A 21,405-nucleotide genomic window follows, 5' to 3' on the forward strand; every position below is an offset into this window, starting at 1 on the left:
CACTCCCGCGTCCCGCTGATCAAGGAGCCCCTGGCATGAGCCGTATCGAAGCCCGCTATCTGATCGAGACTCCGTTCAACGTGGCCCATGCCTGCGACGTCATGGCCGGGGAGCAATCCTGCGGCACCTTTACCCGGCTGGCCGCGGAGACCGACGAGTTGCGCGAGCGCCATGCCGCCAGGGTGGAATCCATCGAGCTGCTCGACAGCGTCACGACGCCGTCCTTGCCCATGCCGACACGCCCCCAACCCGACGGCACGCGCTATCAACGGGCTCGAGTGACGCTGTCCTGGCCGCTGGAGAATCTGGGGCCTTCGCTGACCACGCTGATGGCCACCCTGGCCGGCAACCTGTATGAGTTGAAGGAATTCTCGGGTCTCAGGCTCGAGAGCGTCCAGCTGCCGGATGCCTTTGCCGGAGCGTATCCTGGCCCTCAATTCGGCATCGCCGGCACTCGACAGCTGACCGGGATTGGCCAGGGCCCGCTGATCGGCACCATCATCAAGCCCAGCGTGGGACTGGACCCACAGGCCACTGCCGGCGTCGTCCAGCAGCTGCTGGATGGCGGGATCGACTTCATCAAGGACGACGAGCTTCAGGCCAATGGTCCCCACAACCCATTGGAGGCTCGCGTCGATGCCATCATGCCGCTGGTCCATGCCCATCAGCAGAAGACCGGTCGCAAGGTCATGGTGGCGTTCAATATCACCGGCGAGATCGACGACATGCGTCGCCACCACGACCACGTGCTGGCCGCTGGCGGCAGCTGTGTCATGGTGGCGCTCAACGCGGTGGGTCTGGCCGGCGTCAGCCACCTGCGCCGTCACTGTCAGCTGCCGATTCATGGCCATCGTGCCGGCTGGGGCATGTTCAGTCGCGACCCACTGCTGGGGATGGACTTCGCCGCCTGGCAAACGTTCTGGCGCCTGGCGGGGGCCGACCACCTTCATGTCAATGGCCTGGCCAACAAGTTCTCGGAGTCTGACGCAAGCGTTGCCGCCAGTGCCAGGGCCTGCCTGACCCCACTGTTTCCCGCTGCTGGCCCTGCCCATACGGTGATGCCGGTGTTCTCCTCCAACCAGACGGCCTGCCAGGCGATCGATACCTGGCGTGCCATGGGCGGCTCCAGCGACATGATCGTCACCGCTGGGGGCGGCATCATGGCACATCCCGGCGGTATTGCCGCCGGCGTCAGGAGCCTGCGTCAGGCCTATGATGCAGCCGCCCAGGGGGTTTCCCTTGCCGAGCATGCGCGCGAGCACCGCGAACTGGCCCAGGCCTTGGAGACCTTCTGCCCATGAGCGAGCTGCTGCTGAGCTACTACGGTGACGATCTGACCGGCTCCACCGATGCACTGGAAGCCCTCGCCAGCCACGGCGTGCTCAGCGTGCTGTTCACCCGCCGCCCCAGTGACGAGCAGCGAGCGCGCTTCGCCCACTGCCAAGCCCTGGGGCTCGCCGGCACCAGCCGCAGCGAATCCAATGAGTGGATGCGCCGCGAGCTCAAGCAGGCCTTCCACTGGCTGGCCCAGCAAGGCGCCGAGCTGACCCACTACAAGACCTGCTCGACCTTCGACAGCAGTCCCGAGGTGGGCAGCATCGGCTGCGCCATGGAAGTGGGCCGCAGTGTCTTCGGTGACAACCCGATTCCGCTGGTGGTCGGCGTGCCACAGATGCGCCGCTACACCGTCTTCGGCGAACTCTTTGCCGCCTACCAGGATCAGGTCTATCGGATTGACCGACACCCCGTCATGGCGCGTCATCCGGTGACCCCCATGCGAGAAGCCGACCTGCGCCGCCACCTGGGGGAGCAGACAGCGCTGTCGATTGGACTGATCGCCGCGCCAAGCCTGACTCACCCAGATATCGACGACCATGTGGATGAAGCGATGGCGGCGTCATCCGCGGTGCTCTTCGACGTGCTCGAGCCACACCACCAGCAGGCGGTGGGCTACCAGCTGTGGCGGACGCGCCCTGGTGTCACAGGGACCTCTGGTGGCGGCCTCGTGGTGGGCTCTTCAGGGGTCGAATACGCCCTGCTGCGCGAATGGCAGCGCCAGGGCACGCTAGCGGGGCCAGCAGCATTTGCACCGCTACCCTCGGTGGATCGGATTGCGGTGGTCTCTGGCAGTGTCTCGAGTACCACGGCTCGGCAGATTGACTGGGCCCGACGGCACGCCAACTTTCACACCATTGAAGTGGATGCCAGGCGCCTGGCCGATCCAGTCTCCTGCCAGCAGGTCATGGCCAGCGCGGTGAGCGAGGCCCTTGAGGCATTGAACAAGGGGCGCAGCATCATTGTGCATACCGCCATGGGCCCCGACAGCCACGACGACAGCCTGACGGCGGAATCCAGCCGCCACCGCCTCGGCAAGTCATTGGGCGAGATGCTCAGGCGGCTGGTCGATGACCAGGGGCTGAGCCGCGTCTGTGTGGCGGGTGGCGACACATCGAGCCACGCCATCGCCGCGCTGGACATCCACGCCCTGACCGTTCGGCTGCCGCTGCCGGACACCCCAGGCTCGCCGCTATGCCAGGCTCACAGCGACGATCCTCGCTACCACGCCCTGGAGGTGGCCTTCAAAGGCGGCCAGATCGGGGGCGACGACTACTTCGAACGCCTGCGGCGGGGCAGCCACATCGCCGACCACGAGCATTAGTCCGGTCGTGCCAGCGCACGGCCACCAAGCGTCATCCCGCAAAGAGGAAACAACAATGACGATGTCCCAACGCCACGCTCTCTCGCTTCATCCTGCTCAACAGCGCTCTCGCCCGGCACTTCTCGGCACCACGGCGCTCAGGCCATGCCTGCTGGCGGTGGCCACCGCCCTGTTCTCGCTACCGGCACTGGCCGCCCAGACCATCACCGTGGGCCACACCACGTCGGACAGCTCGCACTACTCAGAGGGCATCGATGCCTTCAAGGCCACCCTGGAGGAGCTGTCCGGGGGAGAGTTCACCGTCAATGAGCAATCCTCCGGCGCGCTTGGCGGCGAACGCGCCATGATCGAGGGGCTGCAGATCGGCACCATCGATGCCGTCGTCACCTCCACCGGCCCCCTCGGCAACTTTGTGCCGGAGACCTATGTGCTCGACCTGCCGTTCCTGTTCAAGGACTACGCCCATGCCCGCTGCGTGCTGGATGGCGAGGTGGGCCAGGACCTGCTGGACAAGATCGGCGAACATGACCTCGTGGGACTCGCCTGGACCGAAAACGGCTTCCGCCACATGACCAACAGTCAGCGTGATATCAACACTCCGGAAGACGCCCAGGGGCTGAAGATTCGCACCATGGAAAACGAGATGCACATGGCCGCGTTTAACGAGATGGGCGTGCACCCCACGCCGATGGCCTTCCCGGAGCTGTTTACCGCACTGCAACAGGGCACCGTCGACGGCCAGGAAAACCCCATTTCGGTGATTCTCACCGGTAACCTGTGGGAAGTGCAGGACCGTCTGTCGCTGACCGGCCATGTCTATTCGCCGGCCATCATGCTGGCCTCGCCAATCCTGTGGGACGGCCTCACCGACGAACAGAAGGGCTGGTTCATGGAAGCCGCCCACGCCGGTGCCGAAGCGACCCGCGCCATGGTCTCCCGACTCGAGACCGAGGGCGTGGAAGAGCTCAAGGCCAAGGGCATGACCGTGGTCGAGGACATCGACAAGGCACAGTTCCAGGCAGCCGTCGAGCCGTCTTACTCGGTCTATACCGATGAGTACGGCTCCGAGATGCTCGATCGCATTCGCGCCAGCGACTGCGGCAACTGATCTCGCGGGGTCGTCCGGGGTGACTCGGACGCGCCTGGCCAGCTAGCGCCTGTCGCGGGCTGGCCAGGCGCTCCCCGTGGCCGACTCCCTGTCACTCGAGATGAGGAACGTCTCATGCTGGATCTGTTCTTCCGCTTCGAGCGCGCCGTTTCCCAGATCGCCCTGTACGCAGCGGTGCTGATGCTGGTGGCCTCGGTCAGTCTTGGCTTCTACCAGGTGCTGACGCGCTTTGTTTTCGATGCGCCGTCTACCTGGTCCGAGGTGATGGCCCGCTCCACCATGATCTGGTGCGTCTTTATGGGTGCTGCTGCCACCTTCCGCGGCGGCTACATGATGGCCGTCGAGGTGATCTACAAGCTGGTGCCGGCCCCTGCGCTGAAGGTGCTGGAAAGCGTGATTGCCCTGTGCTGCATGATCGTGCTGGCGATCCTGGTGATCTATGGCTATCAAATGACCCTGCGGGTACAGAACCAGATGCTCTCTGGGGTTGGCATTTCGATCGCCTGGATCTATGCCGCCATCCCGATCGGCGCGGCCTTCTCGCTGCTGTCGGTGATCACTCGCCTGGTCGCCCAGTTGACCGGGCGCGAGACGATCGGCGTGGCCGACGCCGAAGCCCCCCTGGCACCGCCGGCGACGCCTCCCTCTGCATCTACCAGCTCTGCATCAACTACCTCGACCGCCAGCGCTGCCGACGAGGGGAGGAAGACACCATGAACGCTGCCATTGGCCTGTCATTGATCATCCTGTTTGCCCTTGGCGTACCGATTGCCGTCTCGATTTTGCTGGCGTCGGTCATCGGCATCGAGTTCTTTACCCGCTTTCCGCTGCTGATGGTGCCCCAGCAAATGTTTGTCGGCATCGACAACTTCCCGCTGATGGCGATTCCCTTCTTTATCCTGGCTGGCAACCTGATGGCCGCCGGTGGCATTTCCCAGCGCCTGGTCGACCTTGCCAAGTCCATCGTGGGGGGCCTGCAAGGCGGCCTGGCCATGACCTGCGTGCTGACCTGCATGCTGTTCGCTGCGGTATCGGGCTCGAGCGTGGCCACCACCTTTGCCATTGGTTCGATCCTGATCCCGGCGATGGTCGCCCATGACTATCCGCGTCCCCTGGCCGCCTCCATTCAGGCGTCCTCGGCGGAACTGGGGGTATTGATCCCTCCGTCCATTCCGCTGATTCTCTACGGCGTCAGCACCGACACCTCGATTGGGCGCCTATTTATCGCGGGGATCGGGCCGGGGCTGCTGATCGGGTCGGCGCTGCTGCTGTTTCTCTACGTCTTCTGCAAGCTCAGAGGCTATGGCCTGCGTGACCGCGAAGATCGTGCCTCCTTTGGTTCCTCGCTGCGGCGCGCCTGGGCGGCCTTGCTGATGCCGGTAGTCGTGATCGGCGGTATCTACGGCGGGGTCTTCACCCCCACCGAGGCCTCTGCAGTGGCGGTGTTCTATGCACTGATCGTCGGCGGGCTGGTCTACCGTGAACTTCCCCTGCGCGAACTGCTGCCGATTCTGCGCCAGAGCGTCATCTCTACCGCCACCGTGATGCTGATCATCTCTGCCGCAGCTCTGTTCAGCTTCCTGATCAGCCGCTCGGGACTGCCTGGGGAAGTCGCCGCCTGGGTCACCCAGGTGTTCGAGAGCCCGGTGAGCTTCCTGCTGGCGGTCAACGTGATGCTGCTGGTGATCGGCATGTTTGTCGAAACCTCGGCAGCCATTCTGGTGCTGGCCCCTATCTTCACGCCTATCGCCGTGCAGTACGGCATCGACCCGGTGCACTTCGGGCTGATCGTGGTGGTCAACCTGGCGCTCGGCATGTTCACCCCGCCGCTAGGCGTCAATCTGTTCGCCGCCTGCGCCGTCGCCAAGCTGTCCATCGACCAGCTGATTCCGTGGCTCGCGCGCTTTGTTCTGGTCGTGCTGGCCTGCCTGATGGCCATCACCTACCTGCCCTGGATCTCGTTGGGCCTGGTGGACCTGCTGTACTGACACCCTGTACCTCGCGTTAGCCCGCGTCGCCCGGCGCGGGTCCTCTCATCCTTGCGGAGACCTTCATGAACACACTTCCCGTCCAGCCACCGTCCGGCGCTCTGATTGGCGGTCAATGGCATGCCACCAGCGAGACACTCGAGGTCTTGCGTCCCGCCAGCGGCGACCCGATTGCCCGTATCGCCGCCAGCACTGCCGACGATGTCGATGCCGCGGTGGCGGCCGCCCGAGCGGCATTCGCCGGGGAGCTGGGTAGCTGGGCAAGCTGGTCTGCCCGGGCACGCAGCGAATGGCTGTACCGCTTCAGCCAGGCCATCGACGCCGATGCCGACCATCTCGCGGCACTTGAATGCGCCGATACCGGCAAGCCCATCAGTCAGGCACGGGGCGACATCGCCGCCTGCGCGCGCTACTTCCGCTTCTATGCAGGCGCGGCGGACAAGCTTCACGGCGAGACGATTCCCTTCGACCCTGACTACGCGGTGATGACGCTGCGGGAACCCTACGGCGTCTGCGCCCAGATCATCCCCTGGAACTATCCCGCCCAGATCTTCGGACGCTGCGTGGCGGCAGCCCTGGCGGCGGGCAATACCTGCGTGTTGAAACCCGCCGAGGATGCCTGCCTCAGTGTGCTGCGACTCGCCGAGCTGGCCGTGGACACGGGCCTGCCAGACGGCGCCCTCAACGTGGTCCCGGGCCTCGGTCGCGTCGCCGGCGCTGCCCTGGCAGAGCATTCCGATATCGATCACCTGTCCTTCACCGGCTCCCCGGATACCGGCACGCTGGTCACCCAGGCGGCGGCGGTCCACCACGTCCCGGTCACCCTGGAGCTCGGTGGCAAGTCGCCCCAGCTACTGTTCGCCGACGCGGATCGCCAGAGCGCCCTAGACGCCGTGGTGCGAGGCATCATTCAGAATGCCGGTCAGACCTGTTCAGCCGGCAGTCGACTGCTGGTCGAAGCCAGCATCCATGACGAGGTGGTCGACGCCCTGGCCCGCCGCTTCGAGGCGCTGGTATGCGATGCCGGCGAGCAGGACCCGGACTGTGGCGCGCTGATCAATGCCCGTCAGCGAGACAAGGTGATGACCTTGATCGAGGCAGCGACAGAGGACGGTATCCAGATCGCTGCCCGTGGCCGCCTTGCCGACGATGCCCCTGCTGGCGGCCACTTTGTCGTGCCTCACCTGCTGACACAGGTCCCCGAAGGCCACGGCGTCAGCCGCGAAGAGTTGTTCGGGCCGGTACTGGTAGTGCAGCCGTTCGCGGATGAAGCCGAGGCGGTACGTCTTGCCAATTCTACCGACTTCGGCCTGTGCGCTGGCGTATGGACCCGTGACGGCGGCCGCCAGCTGCGCCTGGCCAAGGCCATTCGCTCCGGCCAGGTGTTCGTCAACAACTACGGCGCTGCAGGGGGCATCGAACTGCCGTTCGGCGGCGTCGGCAAGTCCGGGCACGGCAGGGAAAAGGGCTTCGAAGGCCTCAAGAGCTACACTCGACTGAAGACCGTGGCCATTCGCCACGGATGAGCCACGGAGGCGTCGCCTCTGTGCCGCCTCATGACAGCTTCATCTACCATAAGGAACCGGGAATGACCTCTTCTGTTCATGTAGGCCTGATCGGCGTTGGCCTGATGGGCCATGGCATCGCTCAGAGCCTGCTGCGCCAGGGACATCGGCTGAGCTATCTGGATCACCCAGGCAACCAGCCCTGCGATGACCTTCAGACGGCAGGCGCCACGCCACTGGAAACACCGCGAGACGTGGCGTCTGCTGCAGAGCTGGTTATCCTCTGCGTCACCGGCACCCCCCAGGTGGAAAGCGTACTGTTCGACCCCCAGGGGGTTCTGGAAGGACTCAAGCCCGAGCAGATCGTCGTCGACTGCTCCACCGCCATTCCCAGCTCCACGCAGGCGATTGAAGCTCGCGTGCGGGAGGCAGGGGGCCGCTTCGTCGACGCCGCCATGACACGAACGCCCAAAGAGGCCGCAGAGGGGCGACTCAACCTTATCGTAGGCGCGGACAAGGCGCTGTTCGACGAATTGACGCCGCTGTTTTCGGCGTTTGCCGAGCACATCACCCACGGCGGCCCCGTCGGGGCAGGCCATACCTTGAAGCTGCTGCACAACTTTGTCTCCTTGGGATTCACTGCCGTACTGGCCGAGGCCAGCGCCGCCTCGCAGAGGGCGGGCATCGACAACAGCGTGCTGCTGGAGGTACTGGGCAACGGTGGCGGCGGCGGTGTGGTGCTGGAGCGGCTGCGACCGTATCTGGTGGACGCCGATCCCTCGGGCTTTCGTTTCAGCCTGTCCAACTCGCTCAAGGACGTGGGCTACTACCACAGCATGAGCAAGGACCTGGGAGCCTCACGCCAGATGGGCCAGGCCGTCCATCAGCTTTATGCCGATATCGTGGCCGAGGGCAACGGCGAACGACTGCTGCCTGAGCTGATCAGTCTGCTGGCCGACGCCTCGACTCAGCGAGGGGACTGAGGAGTCGCCTCCCGCCATCACGGCCAGCGCATTTGACGCCCGCTTTCCACACCACTGACAATCGCCAGGAGTCTCCATGAAGATCCAGCGCATTGATACCTTGCGTCCGAAGGCTCGGCCCTCGCTGATCTGGGTGCGTCTGCACACCGAGGACGGGCTGATCGGCCTGGGAGAAAGCTGGTTTGGCTGCGACGCCATCGAAGCCGACATTCATGGCCGCCTGGCGCTCCTGCTGCTGGGCGAGGATGCCCGTCGCATCGAAGCCCTGCACCGCAAGATGCAGCCCTACGTGGGCTTCACCGGCACCAGCGCCGAAACCCGCGCGCTGTCTGCGGTCGACGTGGCACTGTGGGACCTGGCGGGACAGCGGGCGGGCTTGCCACTGCACGACCTTCTGGGGGGCAAGAGCCGTGACCGGGTGCCGCTCTACAACACCTGTGCGGGTCCCGACTACGTGTCCCAGTCTGCCGACGTACGGCCGGGAAATTTCGGTCTGGGCAGCGGGGCCGCAGCGGCATCCGTCCAGGCCCGACCGCGTTACGAGGATCTACAGGGATTTCTCGAACGTCCGGCAGAGCTCGCCTCGGAGCTGCTCGACATGGGCATTTCGGCGATGAAGATCTGGCCCTTCGATTTCGCCGAAGGCGCCCACGATGGCATGACCATCTCGCCCCAGGATCTCAACCGCGCCCTGTGGCCGTTCGAGGAGATCCGCCGAGTCCATGGCGATCGCATGCGTCTCAAGGCCGAGCTGCATGGACTCTGGAGCGTGAACGCCGCTGGTCGGATTTGCCGTGCGCTGGCGCCTATCGATCCCGACTGGGTTGAAGACCCGCTGTGGATGGATCGCTTCGATCCGTTAAGCGAACTGGCCGACATCGGAATACCGCTGGCAGGAGGAGAAACACTGGGCGGACTCGGCCAGATACGTGACCTGCTGCAGCGGGGCCGCATCCACACGCCGATCATCGATGTCACCTGGGGCGGAGGCATCACCTTTGCCCGCAAGGCCGCCGCCCTGGCGGAGGCAGAAGCGCGACCGATCGCCTTCCATGACTGTTCCGGCCCGATCACCCTGGCCGTTTCCACCCACCTGGCCATGGCCCTGCCCAACGTGGCCGAACAGGAGTTCACCCGCGCCTTCTACTATGGCTGGTACGGCGACTGCATCGACGGGCTACCCCCCATCGAAAACGGCATGATCCGCGTCAGCGGCGAACCGGGACTGGGGGTGAGGTTGAAGGTAGATACCGAAGGCGTGGATAACGCTGTCAACTGTACCACCAGCCAAGGCTGACGCGACATTTCAGACTCGCCGGACACTCGATCGCCCTCCATGTCACGTTACCAGTCGGCCAACCATTTCAACGGCCTGTCCAGCACGCCTCGTTCTGCTAAAGCACACTCTCGCATTTTCAACGTTGCCCTCTAGTCGACTGGTCTATAGTATCGCCGCAACGCTTTTAAAATGTCTTTCATGTGCTGCTGAACGCGCCAGGACAGGCGGTCACGCCCTGACCAAGGTAAAACGCGGTACACGACGGCGCCCATAACAACAACGTATCCAAGACCGCTCGACAGACCAGCAACGAGACTGCGAGGAACCCCTACCCATGACCAGCTTCACCCTTAACGGCGAGGCGGTAAGTGTCGAGGTGGATCCACAGACCCCACTGCTGTGGGTGCTGCGCGATACCCTTGGCCTGACCGGCACCAAGTTCGGCTGCGGCATTGCCCAGTGTGGCGCCTGTACGATCCACTTCAACGGCTCTGCCACGCGCAGCTGCGTGCTACCGCTGGCCGCCGCGGAAGGAGCCGAGATCACTACCATTGAAGGCCTGGATGCCGACGGCAACCATCCGCTACAGCAGGCCTGGCGGGAAGAGCAGGTGCCCCAATGCGGCTACTGCCAGTCAGGCCAGATCATGCAGGCAGCCGACCTGCTCGCACGCAAGCCCTCCCCCAGCGACGACGAGATCACTCAGGGCATGAGCGGCAACCTGTGTCGTTGCATGGCCTATGTGCGTATTCACCGAGCGGTCAAGCGTGCAGCGAACATGGCGCAGGCCGGTGTACAGAGCTGGGAGCCCCCCACGGGTGAAGCCAGTGATAGCGCGGAGGGCAACCAGCATGCCAAGGCCTAACGATCCACGGGTTGGCGATGTCCACGGCCGTGACCCGCAGCAGCGTTCATCCAGCAGTGCCTCAGGCATCAGCCGTCGGGGCTTTCTGATCGGCACCCTTGGCTCGACAGCGGTGCTGGCGTTTGGCCTTCCCGGCATTGCCCTGGCCCAGGACGCAACCGATACCGCCCTCAAGGAAGGCCAGTACGAGCCGACCTTGTGGTACGCCATCGATAGCAACGGCCAGGTCACACTGCACTGCACCAAGGCCGAGATGGGCCAGCACGTGGGAACCAGCCTGGCACGTCTGGTCGCCGAGGAGCTTGAGGTCGACCCGGCGACCATGCGTATCGAGTACGTCGACAGCGATCCCAAATGGGGATACATGATCACCGGTGGCAGCTGGTCGGTGAATCACAGTTTTCTGCCACTCTCCCGCGCGGGTGCCGCTGGCCGCGAAGCGCTGATCGACGCCGGAGCTCGTCTGCTGGATGTGGACCCCGCACGCTGCCACGCCCGCAATGGTCAGGTCATCTGCGACAATCAGCGGATCAGCTACGGCGAGATCGTTGCCAGCGGCACCCTGTCGCGTAGCTACAGCGCCGAAGAGCTGGAAGCGATTGCCCTGAAACCCGCCAGTGAGCGACGCGTACTGGGCAGCCCCGGTAGCGCCCAGGACATCCCCGACAAGACCACCGGAGCCGCCCTCTTCGGGATCGATGCCAAGATCGATGGCATGGTCTACGCGCGCCCGGTGCTGCCACCTGCCCGTTTTGGTTGCCAGGCCGTCTCGATCGATGACAGTGCTGCAGCAACGATCCCGGGCTATCAGCAGACGCTGCGCCTAGAGGATCCCTCAGGCCTATGCCAGGGCTGGCTTGCGGTAATTGCCGACAGCTTTTCGGCGGCCATGCGTGCGACCGATGCGCTCAAGGTCGAGTGGGACGTCGGTCCCGCTGCCGCCATCAGTGAAGCGGACATACAGCAGGAAGGACGACGTCTGACCGAGGCGCCGACCCGTGACAATGGTGCTCTGTTTGTGGACAGCGGCGACCTGGCATCCGCCTTTGAGCGTGCCGACGCCGACAGCGCGACCCTGGTCGATGCCACCTACACCACCGCAAGCGTTCTGCATTTCCAGCTGGAGCCAGTGAATGCCACGGTGGTCGAGCGCGACGGGCATTGGCACATCCATTGCGGCAACCAGCAGCAGTCCGCCTCAGTGCCGCTGGTGGCCAAGGCGCTGGAGGTCGACGACAGCCAGGTGACCTTCCATCAGTATTACCTCGGCGGTGGTTTCGGGCGACGCCTCTATGGCGACTATGCTGTTCCGGCGGCGCTTGCCGCCAAGGCTCTGGGCAAACCGGTCAAGATGGTGTTTACCCGCCCCGATGATAGCCGTCTCGATTGCGTTCGCTCGCCGTCGGTGCAGCGCCTGCGCTCAGCCGTCACGGCAAGCGGTGAGATCCTGGCCAGTGAGCATGCTGCTGCGGCGGGATGGCCCACCGCGGCGATCGCGCCCGGCTTTCTGGGCGAGTTCGTCGATGGTGGCGGCAAGCTAGATTCCTTCGCCATCAGCGGAGCGGACCACTGGTACCAGGTCGCTGCCCAGCGGGTGTGGGCTCAGCAGAATCACAAGGCCCACGAGGCCTTTGTCCCTGGCTACCTGCGTTCGGTGGGGCCGGGCTGGACCACCTGGGCAGTCGAGAGCCATATGGATGAACTGGCCCAGGCGGCAGGGCTCGACCCGGCCCGCTTCCGCCTGGCACTGCTCCAGGCGGAAGGGCGCAACGCCGGGGAAGCGCCGAACAGCGTGGGTGGCGCCGAACGCCTGAAAGCGGTGTTGCAGCGCGCGCTGGAGAAGTCGGGCTGGAGCGAACGCGATAGCTTACCGGAGGACACAGGGCTCGGCGTGGCACTCAGCTTCGGTCAGGAACGCCATATGCCAACCTGGGTGGCCTGTGTCGCCCGCGTCAAGGTGGATCGGAGCAGCGGCGACGTCACGGTCGAAAAGCTGACCTCGGTCGTCGACGCCGGCACCCTGGCCCACCCGGATGGCGCCATGGCCCAGCTGGAAGGGTCACTACTGTGGGGCCTGTCCATGGCGCTGCACGAAGGCACCGAGTATGCAGAGGGGCAGCCCAGCGATCTCAATCTCAACAGCTACACCCCGCTGCGTATGCATCAGGTGCCAGAGCTGGATCTTGAGTTCATGATCAACGACCACACGCCGGTCGGGCTCGGTGAGCCCGGCACCTGCGTGGTGGCGCCCGCCATCGGCAATGCTGTCGCGCATGCCTGCGGTGTGCGTTTACGCGATCTTCCGATGCGGGCACAAACCCTCAAGACACGGCTCGGCAACCGCGCCGATGACAAGATGACGAGCTGACAGCCGCAAGGGTGCCCTCCGGCCAACAACGGAGGGCTCCCCCCGAACAGGACACGCAACCCATGCAACATCTGGATCTAACGGTGGTGCGTCGTGCCCTTGAGTGGCTGCACGACGGACGCGAACTGTGGCTGGCCACGGTGCTGTCCACCTATGGCTCTTCCCCTCGTGAGCCCGGTGCCTGGCTGATTGCCACCCAGGACGGCGAGCATGTCGGCTCGCTATCTGGCGGCTGTGTCGAAGACGACTTTCTTGAACGCCTGAGTCGTGGTGAGTTCCAGCAGCCAGTGACCCGCGTGCGCTACGGCGCAGGAGACGACGTCGACTATCCCGCACCGACATTACCCTGTGGAGGCGTGCTGGAGGTGTTGATCGAGCGCTTTGCGCCTGACGAGGCAGCCGTGACCCACTTCACTGCACTGGCAGCAGCACTGGAGGGCAAGGGTCCGCTGCGACGACGGGTCTCGTGGTCGACGGCAGAGCGGCAACTGCTCGATGACGATGGCATCGGCGACCGCGTGCAGCTGCAGGAGATCGAGCAGCAAGCCTTACTGCGAGTAGGCCCCAGCGCCCGCCTGGTGCTGGCAGGCGTCTCACCGGTTGCGGTGTTCTGCGCCCAGTTCGCCCTGGGTCTGGGCTTCGAGGTCATCGTCTGCGACCCGCGGGAGGGCAAGCTGGAAGAGCTTGTCGAGGCTCTGGGCGAATCCGCAGCACGCATCGACACCATCGCCCGGCTTCCCTCGCGCTTCATCGCAGAAGGCGGATGCCACGCGGCGACCGCCGTCGTAGCGCTGACCCACGACCCGCGCATTGATGACCTGGCGATGATGGAAGCCGTGCACTCCCAGGCGTTCTATATCGGCGTGATGGGATCGAGGCAGACCTCCAGCGCACGCGCAGCGAGGCTCGCCCGCAGCGGTGGTCTCAGCGAGGCCGACATCGCGCGGATCCATATGCCGATCGGTCTGCACCTGGGCAGCAAGACCCCTGCAGAAATTGCGCTGGCGGTGATGGCAGACGTGATCAGGGTACGTCGTGGCAAACCACGTGATGGGCTTTAAACCGATGTCACAACCGATAAACCGGAGGAGCCTCAGACGATGACAACCCTGTGGTGCGTGATGGCAGCTGCCGGCAGTTCGCGCCGGTTTGGCAGCGCCGACAAGCGCCTTGCCCGCCTGAGCGACAGCCGCACACTGCTGGCCGCAAGCCTGTCCGCCAGCGCCGCCCTGTCGGCCAGACGACTGCTGGTGATCGGTCCACATGACACCCTGGCTGGCTTGTCCGTCCCCGCGTCCTCCGGACTCGAGGTGCTGACCCTGACACAGACCAGCTGCAGCCTAGGGGATAGCCTGGCCCAGGCGTTCAACTGGCTGGAACACCATGCATCAACGGCCGAGGCGGCGGCGGTGTGGCTCGCCGACATGGCCTGGGTGACACCGGCCAGCTGCCATCGTCTGGCGGCGCAATCCCGGCGGGATCGCCTGGTCAGGCCGACGTATCAGGGCCAGCCGGGACATCCAGTCATCATTGGCCGCGACTTCTGGGGCGAGATGGGAAGCCTGCATGGCCAGGAGGGGGCCAGATCCGTACTCGCACGCCACCCACAGGCGCGGGTGGACATTGCGGTGGACGACCCGGGCGTGGTGCGTGACCTGGACCGTCCGCAGGACCCTCGCTAGCGCCTTCGACCTGATCCGCGCTAGCGCGCCCTGGTGTGTTCCGCCATAAAGGCATCGACAATGGCGTCAAAGTCGCTATCGCCTACAAAGCCAAGGGCATCTGCCTTGGCCGTGCGGAAGCGACCCGGCCAGCTGGAGACGATGGCATTCACCCGCTCGTCCGGGCGAAAGCTCACCCGAGCCCGCGCTTCGGCGCCGCCCTTGCGTTCGAGGGCGTCCAGCATCTCGGCCACGCTGACGGTGATACCCGGCAGCATAAAGGCGCGGAAATCCCCCAGGGAGTCAGCAGCCACCGCCGCCCCATGCATCAACGCCTCCACTACCTTGCCCGGCGACATCACGAAGAGCTCGAGCTCTGGGGACACGGGACACACGGCGTCTTCACCATTGAGAGGTTCACGCAGGATACTCGACGCGAAGCTCGACGCCGCCGCGTTGGGCCGCCCCGGGCGAATCACGATCGTCGGCAGACGCAGGACCAAGCCATCGACCAGGCCTCGGCGGCTGTAATCCTGGATCAACAGCTCGCACATCGCCTTCTGGGAACCATAGGAGCTTTGCGGCCGTAGCGCGGTCATGTCATCGAGCACGTCGGGCAGCTCGCCTCCATACACCGCCACGGAGCTTGCCATGATCACCCGGGTATCGCTCATCCCGCGCTGATGGCAGCCTTCGAGCAGGCGACGGGTGGCATCAAAGTTGACCGCTTGACCGAGGGCAAGGTCCGCCTCGGCAGCGGAGCTGACAACCGCCGCCAGGTGATAGATCACCTGTGGCCGGCCTTCCAGCAAGGCATCCCAGGCACCGTCCTCGGTCAGGTCTCTGGCGGTCGTGGTGATCGCCACTGCCCCTTGCGCGGTCGGGTGGGGCGGCGTGCTCTGGTCGACCAGGGTCAAGCGGGTCAGTGGCTCGCCACGACACTGCCCGGCCGCCAGCAGCGCCTGGGTCAGGCGCTGGCCAAGAAAACCTGCCGCACCAGTGATCAGAATATGCATCAGGGCGTCTCCTCAGCGTGTCCAGCGATGATCCCATAGGGGCGCGCCCAGCCTAGTCCTGCGACAGTGCCCGCCCCGGGGCGGTACTCGCAGCCGACCCAGCCGTCGTACCCTTGGGCGTCGAGGTGCTCGAGCAGCGCGCCGATATTCAACTCACCCTGGTCAGGTTCGTGACGTTCCGGCACCCCGGCAATCTGCACATGCCCCACCTGAGCGAACTGCTGCTCCAGGGTGCGCATCAGATCACCCTGCATGATCTGGCAGTGATAGAGGTCGAACTGCAGGCGCAGGTGCGGCGATCCTACGCGTCGAATCACCTCCCGCGCCAACGCCTGGTGCTGCAACAGATAGCCCGGCATGTCGCGCCCATTGATGGGTTCGATCAGCAGCGTGCGCCCGTCCTGGCCACAGCGCTCAGCGGCGTAGCTCAGGTTATCGACGTAGGTCTTCAGGTAGGCGTCGCGGGTGGCGGGGTCGGCGTTGTCGGGCAACAGCCCGGCCATGGCGTGCACCCGCGGGCAGTCCAGCGCCTGCGCATATTCGAGAGCACGTTCCAGTCCGTCGCGAAACGCCTGCTCCCGACCCGGTAGGCCAGCCAAGCCGCGCTCGCCGGCCTCCCAGTCGCCTGGGGGCAGATTGAACAGCACCTGGGTGAGTCCCTGGTCATCCAGTCGAGCGCGCAGCTCGCTTGCTGGGAAGTCATAGGGAAACAGATACTCGACACCGCGAAAGCCGGCCTTGGCGGCGGCGGCAAAACGGTCGAGAAAATCGTGCTCCGTAAACATCATGCTGAGATTGGCGGCCAAGCGAATCATCGGGCGCTCCTGCTGCTGTCGTTGTCGTTATCGCTGTCATCGCCCCGGCACCCTGCAACTGGCACCTCACATCTGATCTGGCGCCCATAACGGGCACCGGGGCGGCAGACTCAGTCCCGCGGGAAGCGCGCCTCCAGCTCGGCGACCTGCTCCGGGGTCAGGCCTCGGGGATTCTGCCCGCGCAACAGCAAGAATAGCTTGGCGGTCTCCTCGAGCTCTTCGGTGGCGTACACCGCCGCCTCCAAGGACTTGCCGGCCACCACCGGCCCGTGGTTGGCCAGCAGTACCGCGCTATGCTTGCCCGCCAGTCCCCTGACAGCATCTCCCAGCGCCGGATCTCCCGGTACATGGTAGGGCACCAGCGGCAAGCGACCGACACGCATCACATAGTAGGCGGTCAGCGGTGGAATGCAGTCGCAGTGATCGACGTCCGGCAGGCAGGATACCGCCACCGAATGGGTCGAGTGCAGGTGCACGATGGCCTCGGACTGGGGCCGCTCGGCGTACATCGCCATGTGCAGAAAGCTTTCCTTGGTCGGCTTGTCGCCGCCGAGCCACTCGCCGCTTGCTGACAGCGTCGAAATGGTCGCTGGGTCCAGGCGTCCAAGACAGGCGTTGGTCGGCGTCATCAGCCAGCCCCCATCGTCCAGGCGCACGCTGATGTTGCCACTGGAGCCCATGGTCAGCCCGCGGTCGAACAGTGACTTGCCGTAGGTGGCGATCTGTTCACGCAGGCGGTTGACGTCGCGAGTGCTCATCGGGTCGCCTCCTCGAGCACGGCAAAGCCGCGGGTAAAGATATCGATACCCCCAAAGTTGCCCGACTTCAGCGCCAGCGACAGCGTTCCTGCTGCCACACTGGCCTGGGTCCAGGGCACGCCAGCATCGATCTGTGGGCCAATTCGCAGCCGATCCAGCGACAGCGCCGACACCACCGCGCCGGAGGTCTCGCCCCCCGCGACCAGCAGACGGCCAACGCCTTCCGCCACCAGGGTGGTCGCCAGTGAGGCCAGGGCCCGCTCGACCAGTTCACCGGCCCGGGCCACCCCTAGCTGCTGCTGAGCCGCCTTGACGCGATCAGGCGCCGCGGAGGCATACACCAGCACGGGCTCGTCGGGGGACTCCGCATGCTGTCGGCGCACAAAGTCGAGCGCCTCGGCGATGGGCTGGTCACCCTGCGCCAGGGACAGTGGGTCCAGGGCAAATCCTGGGCGATGCTCGAGAAAGTGCTCGACCTGAGCGAGGGTTGCCTGCGAACAGCTACCCGACAGCACCAGTGACCGCCCCTGGGCCGGCGCCAGTCGCGCCGCATCCTCAACCGGTGCCAACCAGCCCTTGCGCCGATACTCTGCCGGCAACGCCTGACCAAGGCCGGACCCACCGGTCACCAGGGGCAGCTCTACGGTCGCTGCGGCCAGCACGTCCAGATCATCGTCATCCAGCGTATCGCAGATGACGTGGCGCACTCCGCTGGCATCGAGCTCACCCAGGCGACGGCGGCATGCCTCGGCGCCAGCGCGAATGACCGCGTGGGAAACGAGCCCTACCGGATGCGAGGTCTGGGCCCCCAAGACCCTGACCAGGTCGGCATCGGTCATGGGATTGAGCGGATGATCCTGCATCCCGCTGTCGTTGAGCAGGCGATCTCCGACGAACAGATGTCCTTGGTAGACGGTGCGCCCCGTGGTGGGAAAGGCCGGAACCATCACCGTCTGCCGCCCGCCAAGACGCTCTAGCAGGGCATCGGCGACAGGCCCGATATTGCCCTCGGCGGTGGAGTCGAAGGTCGAGCAGTACTTGAAGAAGACTTGCCGCACGCCCTGCCCGCGCAGCCAGTCCAGTGCCGCCAGGCTGTCCTTGAGGGCCTCATCGAGTGCACAGCTGCGTGACTTGAGCGCCACGACAACGGCGTCGACGCCCTCGGGCAGGGGCTTGCCGGTGGGGTCCCCCAGTATCTGGACGGTGCGCATGCCCGAGCGCACCAGGTTATTGGCCAGATCGGTGGCTCCCGTGAAATCGTCGGCAATAGCGCCGAGTACCAGGCTCATGCGAGATCCTCTTTAACACCATCAAAGTGACAAACGCGAGGGGCAGAGACAGCGGGAACAAGCGCGCTGCTCACAACGACGGAACCGACCGTCACTGCGCCGACTCGTCATTGGCGGCAGGCAGCGCCACGCCCCCCGTTGCAGCATAGACCTTGACCACCGCTGAATCGTCCTCGCGCCCCAGCCCCATGCCGCTGGCAGCGGTAAACTGCTGCAGCGCGCTGGAGGCCACAGGCATCGCCAGACGCAGCTCACGGCCGGTGTCGTGCACGATATTCAGGTCCTTGACGAAGATGTCGACCGCCGACAGCGGCCGGTAATCCCCGTCGAGAATGTGGGGTACGCGATTTTCGAACATCCAGGAATTGCCCGCCGACTGAGTGATCACCCGGTAAAGCGCGCGGCCATCGATGCCCATCCTGAGCCCCAATGCCATGGCCTCGGCGGCGGCGGCGATATGTACGCCGGCCAGGTGCTGGTTGACCAGCTTCACGCTTGAGCCCGGGCCGGGAACATCGCCCAGGTGATGCACGGTAGCGGCCATCGCATCGAGTACCGGTGCGGCCTTGGCGAAGGCCTGGGGCGTCCCGGATGCCATCACCGACAGCTCCCCCGTGGCCGCCTTGGCCGCACCACCGCTGATCGGCGCATCCAGCATCAAAAGCCCCGCCTGATCCAGCCGCTGACCCAGTGCCTCGGCCACGCTGGGCGCTACCGTCGCGCACTGAATCACCAGACTCCCCGCGGCTAGCTGGGTCGCCAGCCCGTCGTCTTTGTCTTTGCCATCGCCAAACAGCACCGACATCACCTGGTCGGCATTGACCACGACCAGCAGTATCACGTCGCAACGCGGGGCCAGCGCGGAGGCTTCCGCCACACATTGGCCCCCTTCGTCCTCGAAGGTCTTGCGCGACGCGGCAGACACATCACAGCCGACGACCTCGAGACCTGCGCGCTTGAGGCTTCTGGCGATGCCCATCCCCATGGCACCGAGTCCAACCACACCGCACACAGGCAATCCTGAAGACGCGTCGCTCATGTTGCACTCCCGAGAAGTTGTCGTGGCGAATGACGTTGAGATTTGAATGTTAGCGCTAACATTTGTAGTCGAGAGCCCTCTCAAGCACAAGTGTCAGACGCATCACATCGACCATGGTCTAATCCCAGGAGCGGCGTCTTAACCGCCATCCTCAACGGCCCTTCAAGGGCAGACCGGCCTGCCTATCCAGCGCAGCCAAGCCCTCTCGGCGTGAGGAACAGCACTCAAGGTCCTCAAGACGACCGGTTCGGCATAAAATAGACATAGGTGGCCATAAGGCGGGCATAGCCATAAGCAGCGCCCAACAGGGAGAGCATGATGAGTGAGCCACAAGGCGGCGACCGGCGACGGCGCAAGGGACTTGATAACCCCACCCTGGACGACGTCGCGCGGGAAGCGGGGGTATCGGCCATCACCGTCTCCCGCGCCATCCACCGTCCCGACAGCGTGCGCGAGGCCACCCGCGAGAAAGTGGAAGCGGCTATCGCCAAGGTCGGCTACGTCCCCAATATGGTCGCTGGCACCCTGGCCTCGGCCAGCTCGCGATTTATTCCTGTCATCGTGCCGTCGCTGTCCAACGTGGTGTTCGTCGAAGTCATCCAGGGACTCCAGGCCGTCTTTGACCAGCACGGGTATCAGATGCTGCTGGGCAATACCGACTACAGCATGGAGCGCGAAGAGGAGCTGATCCGCACCTTCCTTGGCTGGTCCCCCACCGCCCTGGTGACCACCGGCCTGCGTCACCGGGAGGGACTGAGCGAGCTGCTCAAGCGCTTCCCCCGCCCGCTGGTGGAGATCATGGAACTGGGCCAGGCAGTGGACATGAACGTGGGCATGGACCATCAACGGGCCGGCGCCACCATGGCCGACCACTTGCTGGCCCAGGGCTACCGCCACATCGTGTTTGCCGGCACTCGACTCGCGCATAACTATCGCGCCGCCCAGCGCTACGAAGGCCATCGCTCACGCCTGATCAGCGAAGGCCTGGATGCCCCCTTGATGGAATGGCAGCAGGACAGCCACTACGACCTCGGCGGTGCAGCGCTGGACGAAATACGCCGCCAATACCCGCAGGTCGAGGCCATCCACTTCATCGATGACGTAATGGCATCCGGTGCCTTGCTCGAAGCACAGCGCCAGGGCCTGCGCGTGCCCGACGACATCGCTATCGCAGGTTTTACCGGACTGCCCTTCGCACGCGCCCTGATTCCCCGCCTGACGACCATTGTCTCCCCCCGCGAAGCCATCGGACGCCTGGCCGCCCATCAGATCATCGATCGCCTGGAGGGTCGCCAGCCAGAGGCCTGCATCGACGTCGGCTTTACGCTGCAAAGAGGCGAAAGCACATAAACAAATGGGTGATAAAAAACACATGAAACACTGAGCCGACTCGCTAGTTGGCCCCCCCGAGCTCACCGTATGACGCACGGGAGGAGATCGGCAGGCTGTTCATCGGTCGCAGTGCCTGGCGCGCCGAAGGCCTGGTCCAGATCGCCGAGAAGGCGCTACGCTCCCGCTTCGGCGAAGCCGGATCCGACTGACCGTCTAGCCCAGGTCGCGGCGCATGATGGTCACGCGCTCCCCCAGGTAGTCGACATCCTCGACGGCTTCCCATCCGCCCCGCCGATACAGCGACTGCTGGTCGGGTGTGTAGAGGTGCAGCCGTGCGATGCCGTGCTCACGGGCTTCCTGTTCGACGCGTCGAACCAGGGCCGAGGCGATGCCCTGCCCACGCTGCTCCGGCGGCACGAACACCGATGCGAGCCAGGGGCCCAGTTCCCGCCGAATGCTCATGTCATCCGGCGACAGGCTGGCGGTGCCCAGTGGCTGGCCGCCCGCCATCGCCACGAATACCGAGGGGACCCCGTCGGGGCCGCACAGCTCGGCGGTGGCTTCGCGCCAGCTCTGCAGAGTGGCGTCCTGGTGCTGGTGGCCCCAAGCGCCGAAGGTCCAGCCAGCGACCTGATCGAGATGTGGCGAGTCGGCCCGCAGCCGCTCGATGACGTAATGGCTCACCTGCTCACTCCCTGTGTGACATGTCCCTGGCCCGCCCTGGGGGCCGGGTCCCGTGA

General features: G+C 65.1%; 20 protein-coding genes. 14 read left to right on the forward strand and 6 right to left on the reverse strand.

Features of this window, described 5'->3' with window-relative positions:
• Window positions 1-35 precede the first annotated feature (35 nt).
• The 12 genes from JF545_RS09160 (at window position 36) to JF545_RS09215 (ending at window position 14,437) form a co-directional block, all read left to right on the forward strand.
• Window positions 36-1,301: a ribulose-bisphosphate carboxylase large subunit family protein gene (locus JF545_RS09160; RefSeq protein ID WP_206941450.1), complete on the forward strand. Its 1,266-nt coding sequence runs from the start codon at window positions 36-38 to the stop codon at window positions 1,299-1,301.
• Complete coding sequence (locus tag JF545_RS09165; protein ID WP_206941452.1) at window positions 1,298-2,659, forward strand: four-carbon acid sugar kinase family protein; 1,362 nt, start codon at window positions 1,298-1,300, stop codon at window positions 2,657-2,659. The genes JF545_RS09160 and JF545_RS09165 overlap by 4 nt, the downstream gene beginning before the upstream one ends.
• A gap of 55 nt (window positions 2,660-2,714) precedes the next feature.
• Window positions 2,715-3,767 (forward strand): TRAP transporter substrate-binding protein, encoded by a 1,053-nt coding sequence (locus JF545_RS09170; RefSeq protein ID WP_206941454.1) that lies wholly within the window; start codon window positions 2,715-2,717, stop codon window positions 3,765-3,767.
• Between the two features lie 114 nt (window positions 3,768-3,881).
• Window positions 3,882-4,484, forward strand: coding sequence for a TRAP transporter small permease (locus JF545_RS09175; RefSeq protein ID WP_206941455.1), 603 nt, complete (start codon window positions 3,882-3,884; stop codon window positions 4,482-4,484).
• Window positions 4,481-5,755, forward strand: a complete 1,275-nt coding sequence (locus JF545_RS09180) for a TRAP transporter large permease (protein WP_206941456.1) — start codon at window positions 4,481-4,483, stop codon at window positions 5,753-5,755. Before JF545_RS09175 ends, JF545_RS09180 begins: the two co-directional genes overlap by 4 nt.
• Before the next feature lie 65 nt (window positions 5,756-5,820).
• The gene (locus JF545_RS09185; RefSeq protein WP_206941457.1) at window positions 5,821-7,281 is read left to right on the forward strand and encodes an aldehyde dehydrogenase family protein; all 1,461 of its coding nucleotides are present in this window, start codon (window positions 5,821-5,823) and stop codon (window positions 7,279-7,281) included.
• Window positions 7,282-7,343: 62 nt separating this feature from the next.
• On the forward strand, window positions 7,344-8,243 hold the full coding sequence (locus JF545_RS09190; RefSeq protein WP_206941458.1) for an NAD(P)-dependent oxidoreductase: 900 nt from the start codon (window positions 7,344-7,346) through the stop codon (window positions 8,241-8,243).
• Window positions 8,244-8,319: 76 nt separating this feature from the next.
• Complete coding sequence (locus tag JF545_RS09195; RefSeq protein WP_206941459.1) at window positions 8,320-9,540, forward strand: mandelate racemase/muconate lactonizing enzyme family protein; 1,221 nt, start codon at window positions 8,320-8,322, stop codon at window positions 9,538-9,540.
• 316 nt (window positions 9,541-9,856) lie between these two features.
• Window positions 9,857-10,387, forward strand: coding sequence for a (2Fe-2S)-binding protein (locus JF545_RS09200; protein WP_206941460.1), 531 nt, complete (start codon window positions 9,857-9,859; stop codon window positions 10,385-10,387).
• Window positions 10,374-12,755 carry a xanthine dehydrogenase family protein molybdopterin-binding subunit gene (locus JF545_RS09205; RefSeq protein ID WP_206941461.1) on the forward strand — a complete coding sequence of 794 codons (2,382 nt, stop codon included), beginning with the start codon at window positions 10,374-10,376 and terminating at the stop codon, window positions 12,753-12,755. The genes JF545_RS09200 and JF545_RS09205 overlap by 14 nt, the downstream gene beginning before the upstream one ends.
• Before the next feature lie 62 nt (window positions 12,756-12,817).
• Window positions 12,818-13,816 carry an XdhC family protein gene (locus tag JF545_RS09210; protein WP_206941463.1) on the forward strand — a complete coding sequence of 333 codons (999 nt, stop codon included), beginning with the start codon at window positions 12,818-12,820 and terminating at the stop codon, window positions 13,814-13,816.
• A 39-nt stretch (window positions 13,817-13,855) separates the two neighbouring features.
• Window positions 13,856-14,437: a nucleotidyltransferase family protein gene (locus JF545_RS09215; RefSeq protein WP_206941465.1), complete on the forward strand. Its 582-nt coding sequence runs from the start codon at window positions 13,856-13,858 to the stop codon at window positions 14,435-14,437.
• A gap of 20 nt (window positions 14,438-14,457) precedes the next feature.
• On the opposite strand, the gene denD is transcribed toward JF545_RS09215, so the two are convergent.
• From denD to ltnD, 5 genes are all read right to left on the reverse strand, one after another.
• Window positions 14,458-15,432, reverse strand: coding sequence for a D-erythronate dehydrogenase (gene denD / locus JF545_RS09220; protein ID WP_206941467.1), 975 nt, complete (start codon window positions 15,430-15,432; stop codon window positions 14,458-14,460).
• The gene (gene otnI / locus JF545_RS09225; protein ID WP_206941469.1) at window positions 15,432-16,247 is read right to left on the reverse strand and encodes a 2-oxo-tetronate isomerase; all 816 of its coding nucleotides are present in this window, start codon (window positions 16,245-16,247) and stop codon (window positions 15,432-15,434) included. Before otnI ends, denD begins: the two co-directional genes overlap by 1 nt.
• Before the next feature lie 110 nt (window positions 16,248-16,357).
• Window positions 16,358-17,005 carry a 3-oxo-tetronate 4-phosphate decarboxylase gene (otnC, locus tag JF545_RS09230; protein WP_206941471.1) on the reverse strand — a complete coding sequence of 216 codons (648 nt, stop codon included), beginning with the start codon at window positions 17,003-17,005 and terminating at the stop codon, window positions 16,358-16,360.
• Window positions 17,002-18,294 carry a 3-oxo-tetronate kinase gene (gene otnK / locus JF545_RS09235; protein ID WP_206941473.1) on the reverse strand — a complete coding sequence of 431 codons (1,293 nt, stop codon included), beginning with the start codon at window positions 18,292-18,294 and terminating at the stop codon, window positions 17,002-17,004. Before otnK ends, otnC begins: the two co-directional genes overlap by 4 nt.
• Window positions 18,295-18,385: 91 nt before the next feature.
• The gene (gene ltnD / locus JF545_RS09240) at window positions 18,386-19,333 is read right to left on the reverse strand and encodes an L-threonate dehydrogenase (protein ID WP_206941474.1); all 948 of its coding nucleotides are present in this window, start codon (window positions 19,331-19,333) and stop codon (window positions 18,386-18,388) included.
• Window positions 19,334-19,651: 318 nt separating this feature from the next.
• On the opposite strand from ltnD, the gene JF545_RS09245 reads away from it, so the two are divergent.
• Both JF545_RS09245 and JF545_RS09250 read left to right on the forward strand, forming a co-directional pair.
• Window positions 19,652-20,683 carry a LacI family DNA-binding transcriptional regulator gene (locus tag JF545_RS09245; RefSeq protein WP_206941475.1) on the forward strand — a complete coding sequence of 344 codons (1,032 nt, stop codon included), beginning with the start codon at window positions 19,652-19,654 and terminating at the stop codon, window positions 20,681-20,683.
• A gap of 47 nt (window positions 20,684-20,730) precedes the next feature.
• The gene (locus tag JF545_RS09250) at window positions 20,731-20,874 is read left to right on the forward strand and encodes a hypothetical protein (protein ID WP_206941476.1); all 144 of its coding nucleotides are present in this window, start codon (window positions 20,731-20,733) and stop codon (window positions 20,872-20,874) included.
• A gap of 4 nt (window positions 20,875-20,878) precedes the next feature.
• Here the strand turns inward: JF545_RS09250 and JF545_RS09255 are convergent, their stop codons facing one another.
• Window positions 20,879-21,349, reverse strand: a complete 471-nt coding sequence (locus JF545_RS09255) for a GNAT family N-acetyltransferase (RefSeq protein ID WP_222237691.1) — start codon at window positions 21,347-21,349, stop codon at window positions 20,879-20,881.
• Between the last annotated feature and the right edge of the window lie 56 nt (window positions 21,350-21,405).

This window comes from Halomonas litopenaei, assembly GCF_017303055.1.
In the GTDB taxonomy this organism is placed as follows: Bacteria; Pseudomonadota; Gammaproteobacteria; order Pseudomonadales; family Halomonadaceae; genus Halomonas; species Halomonas litopenaei_A.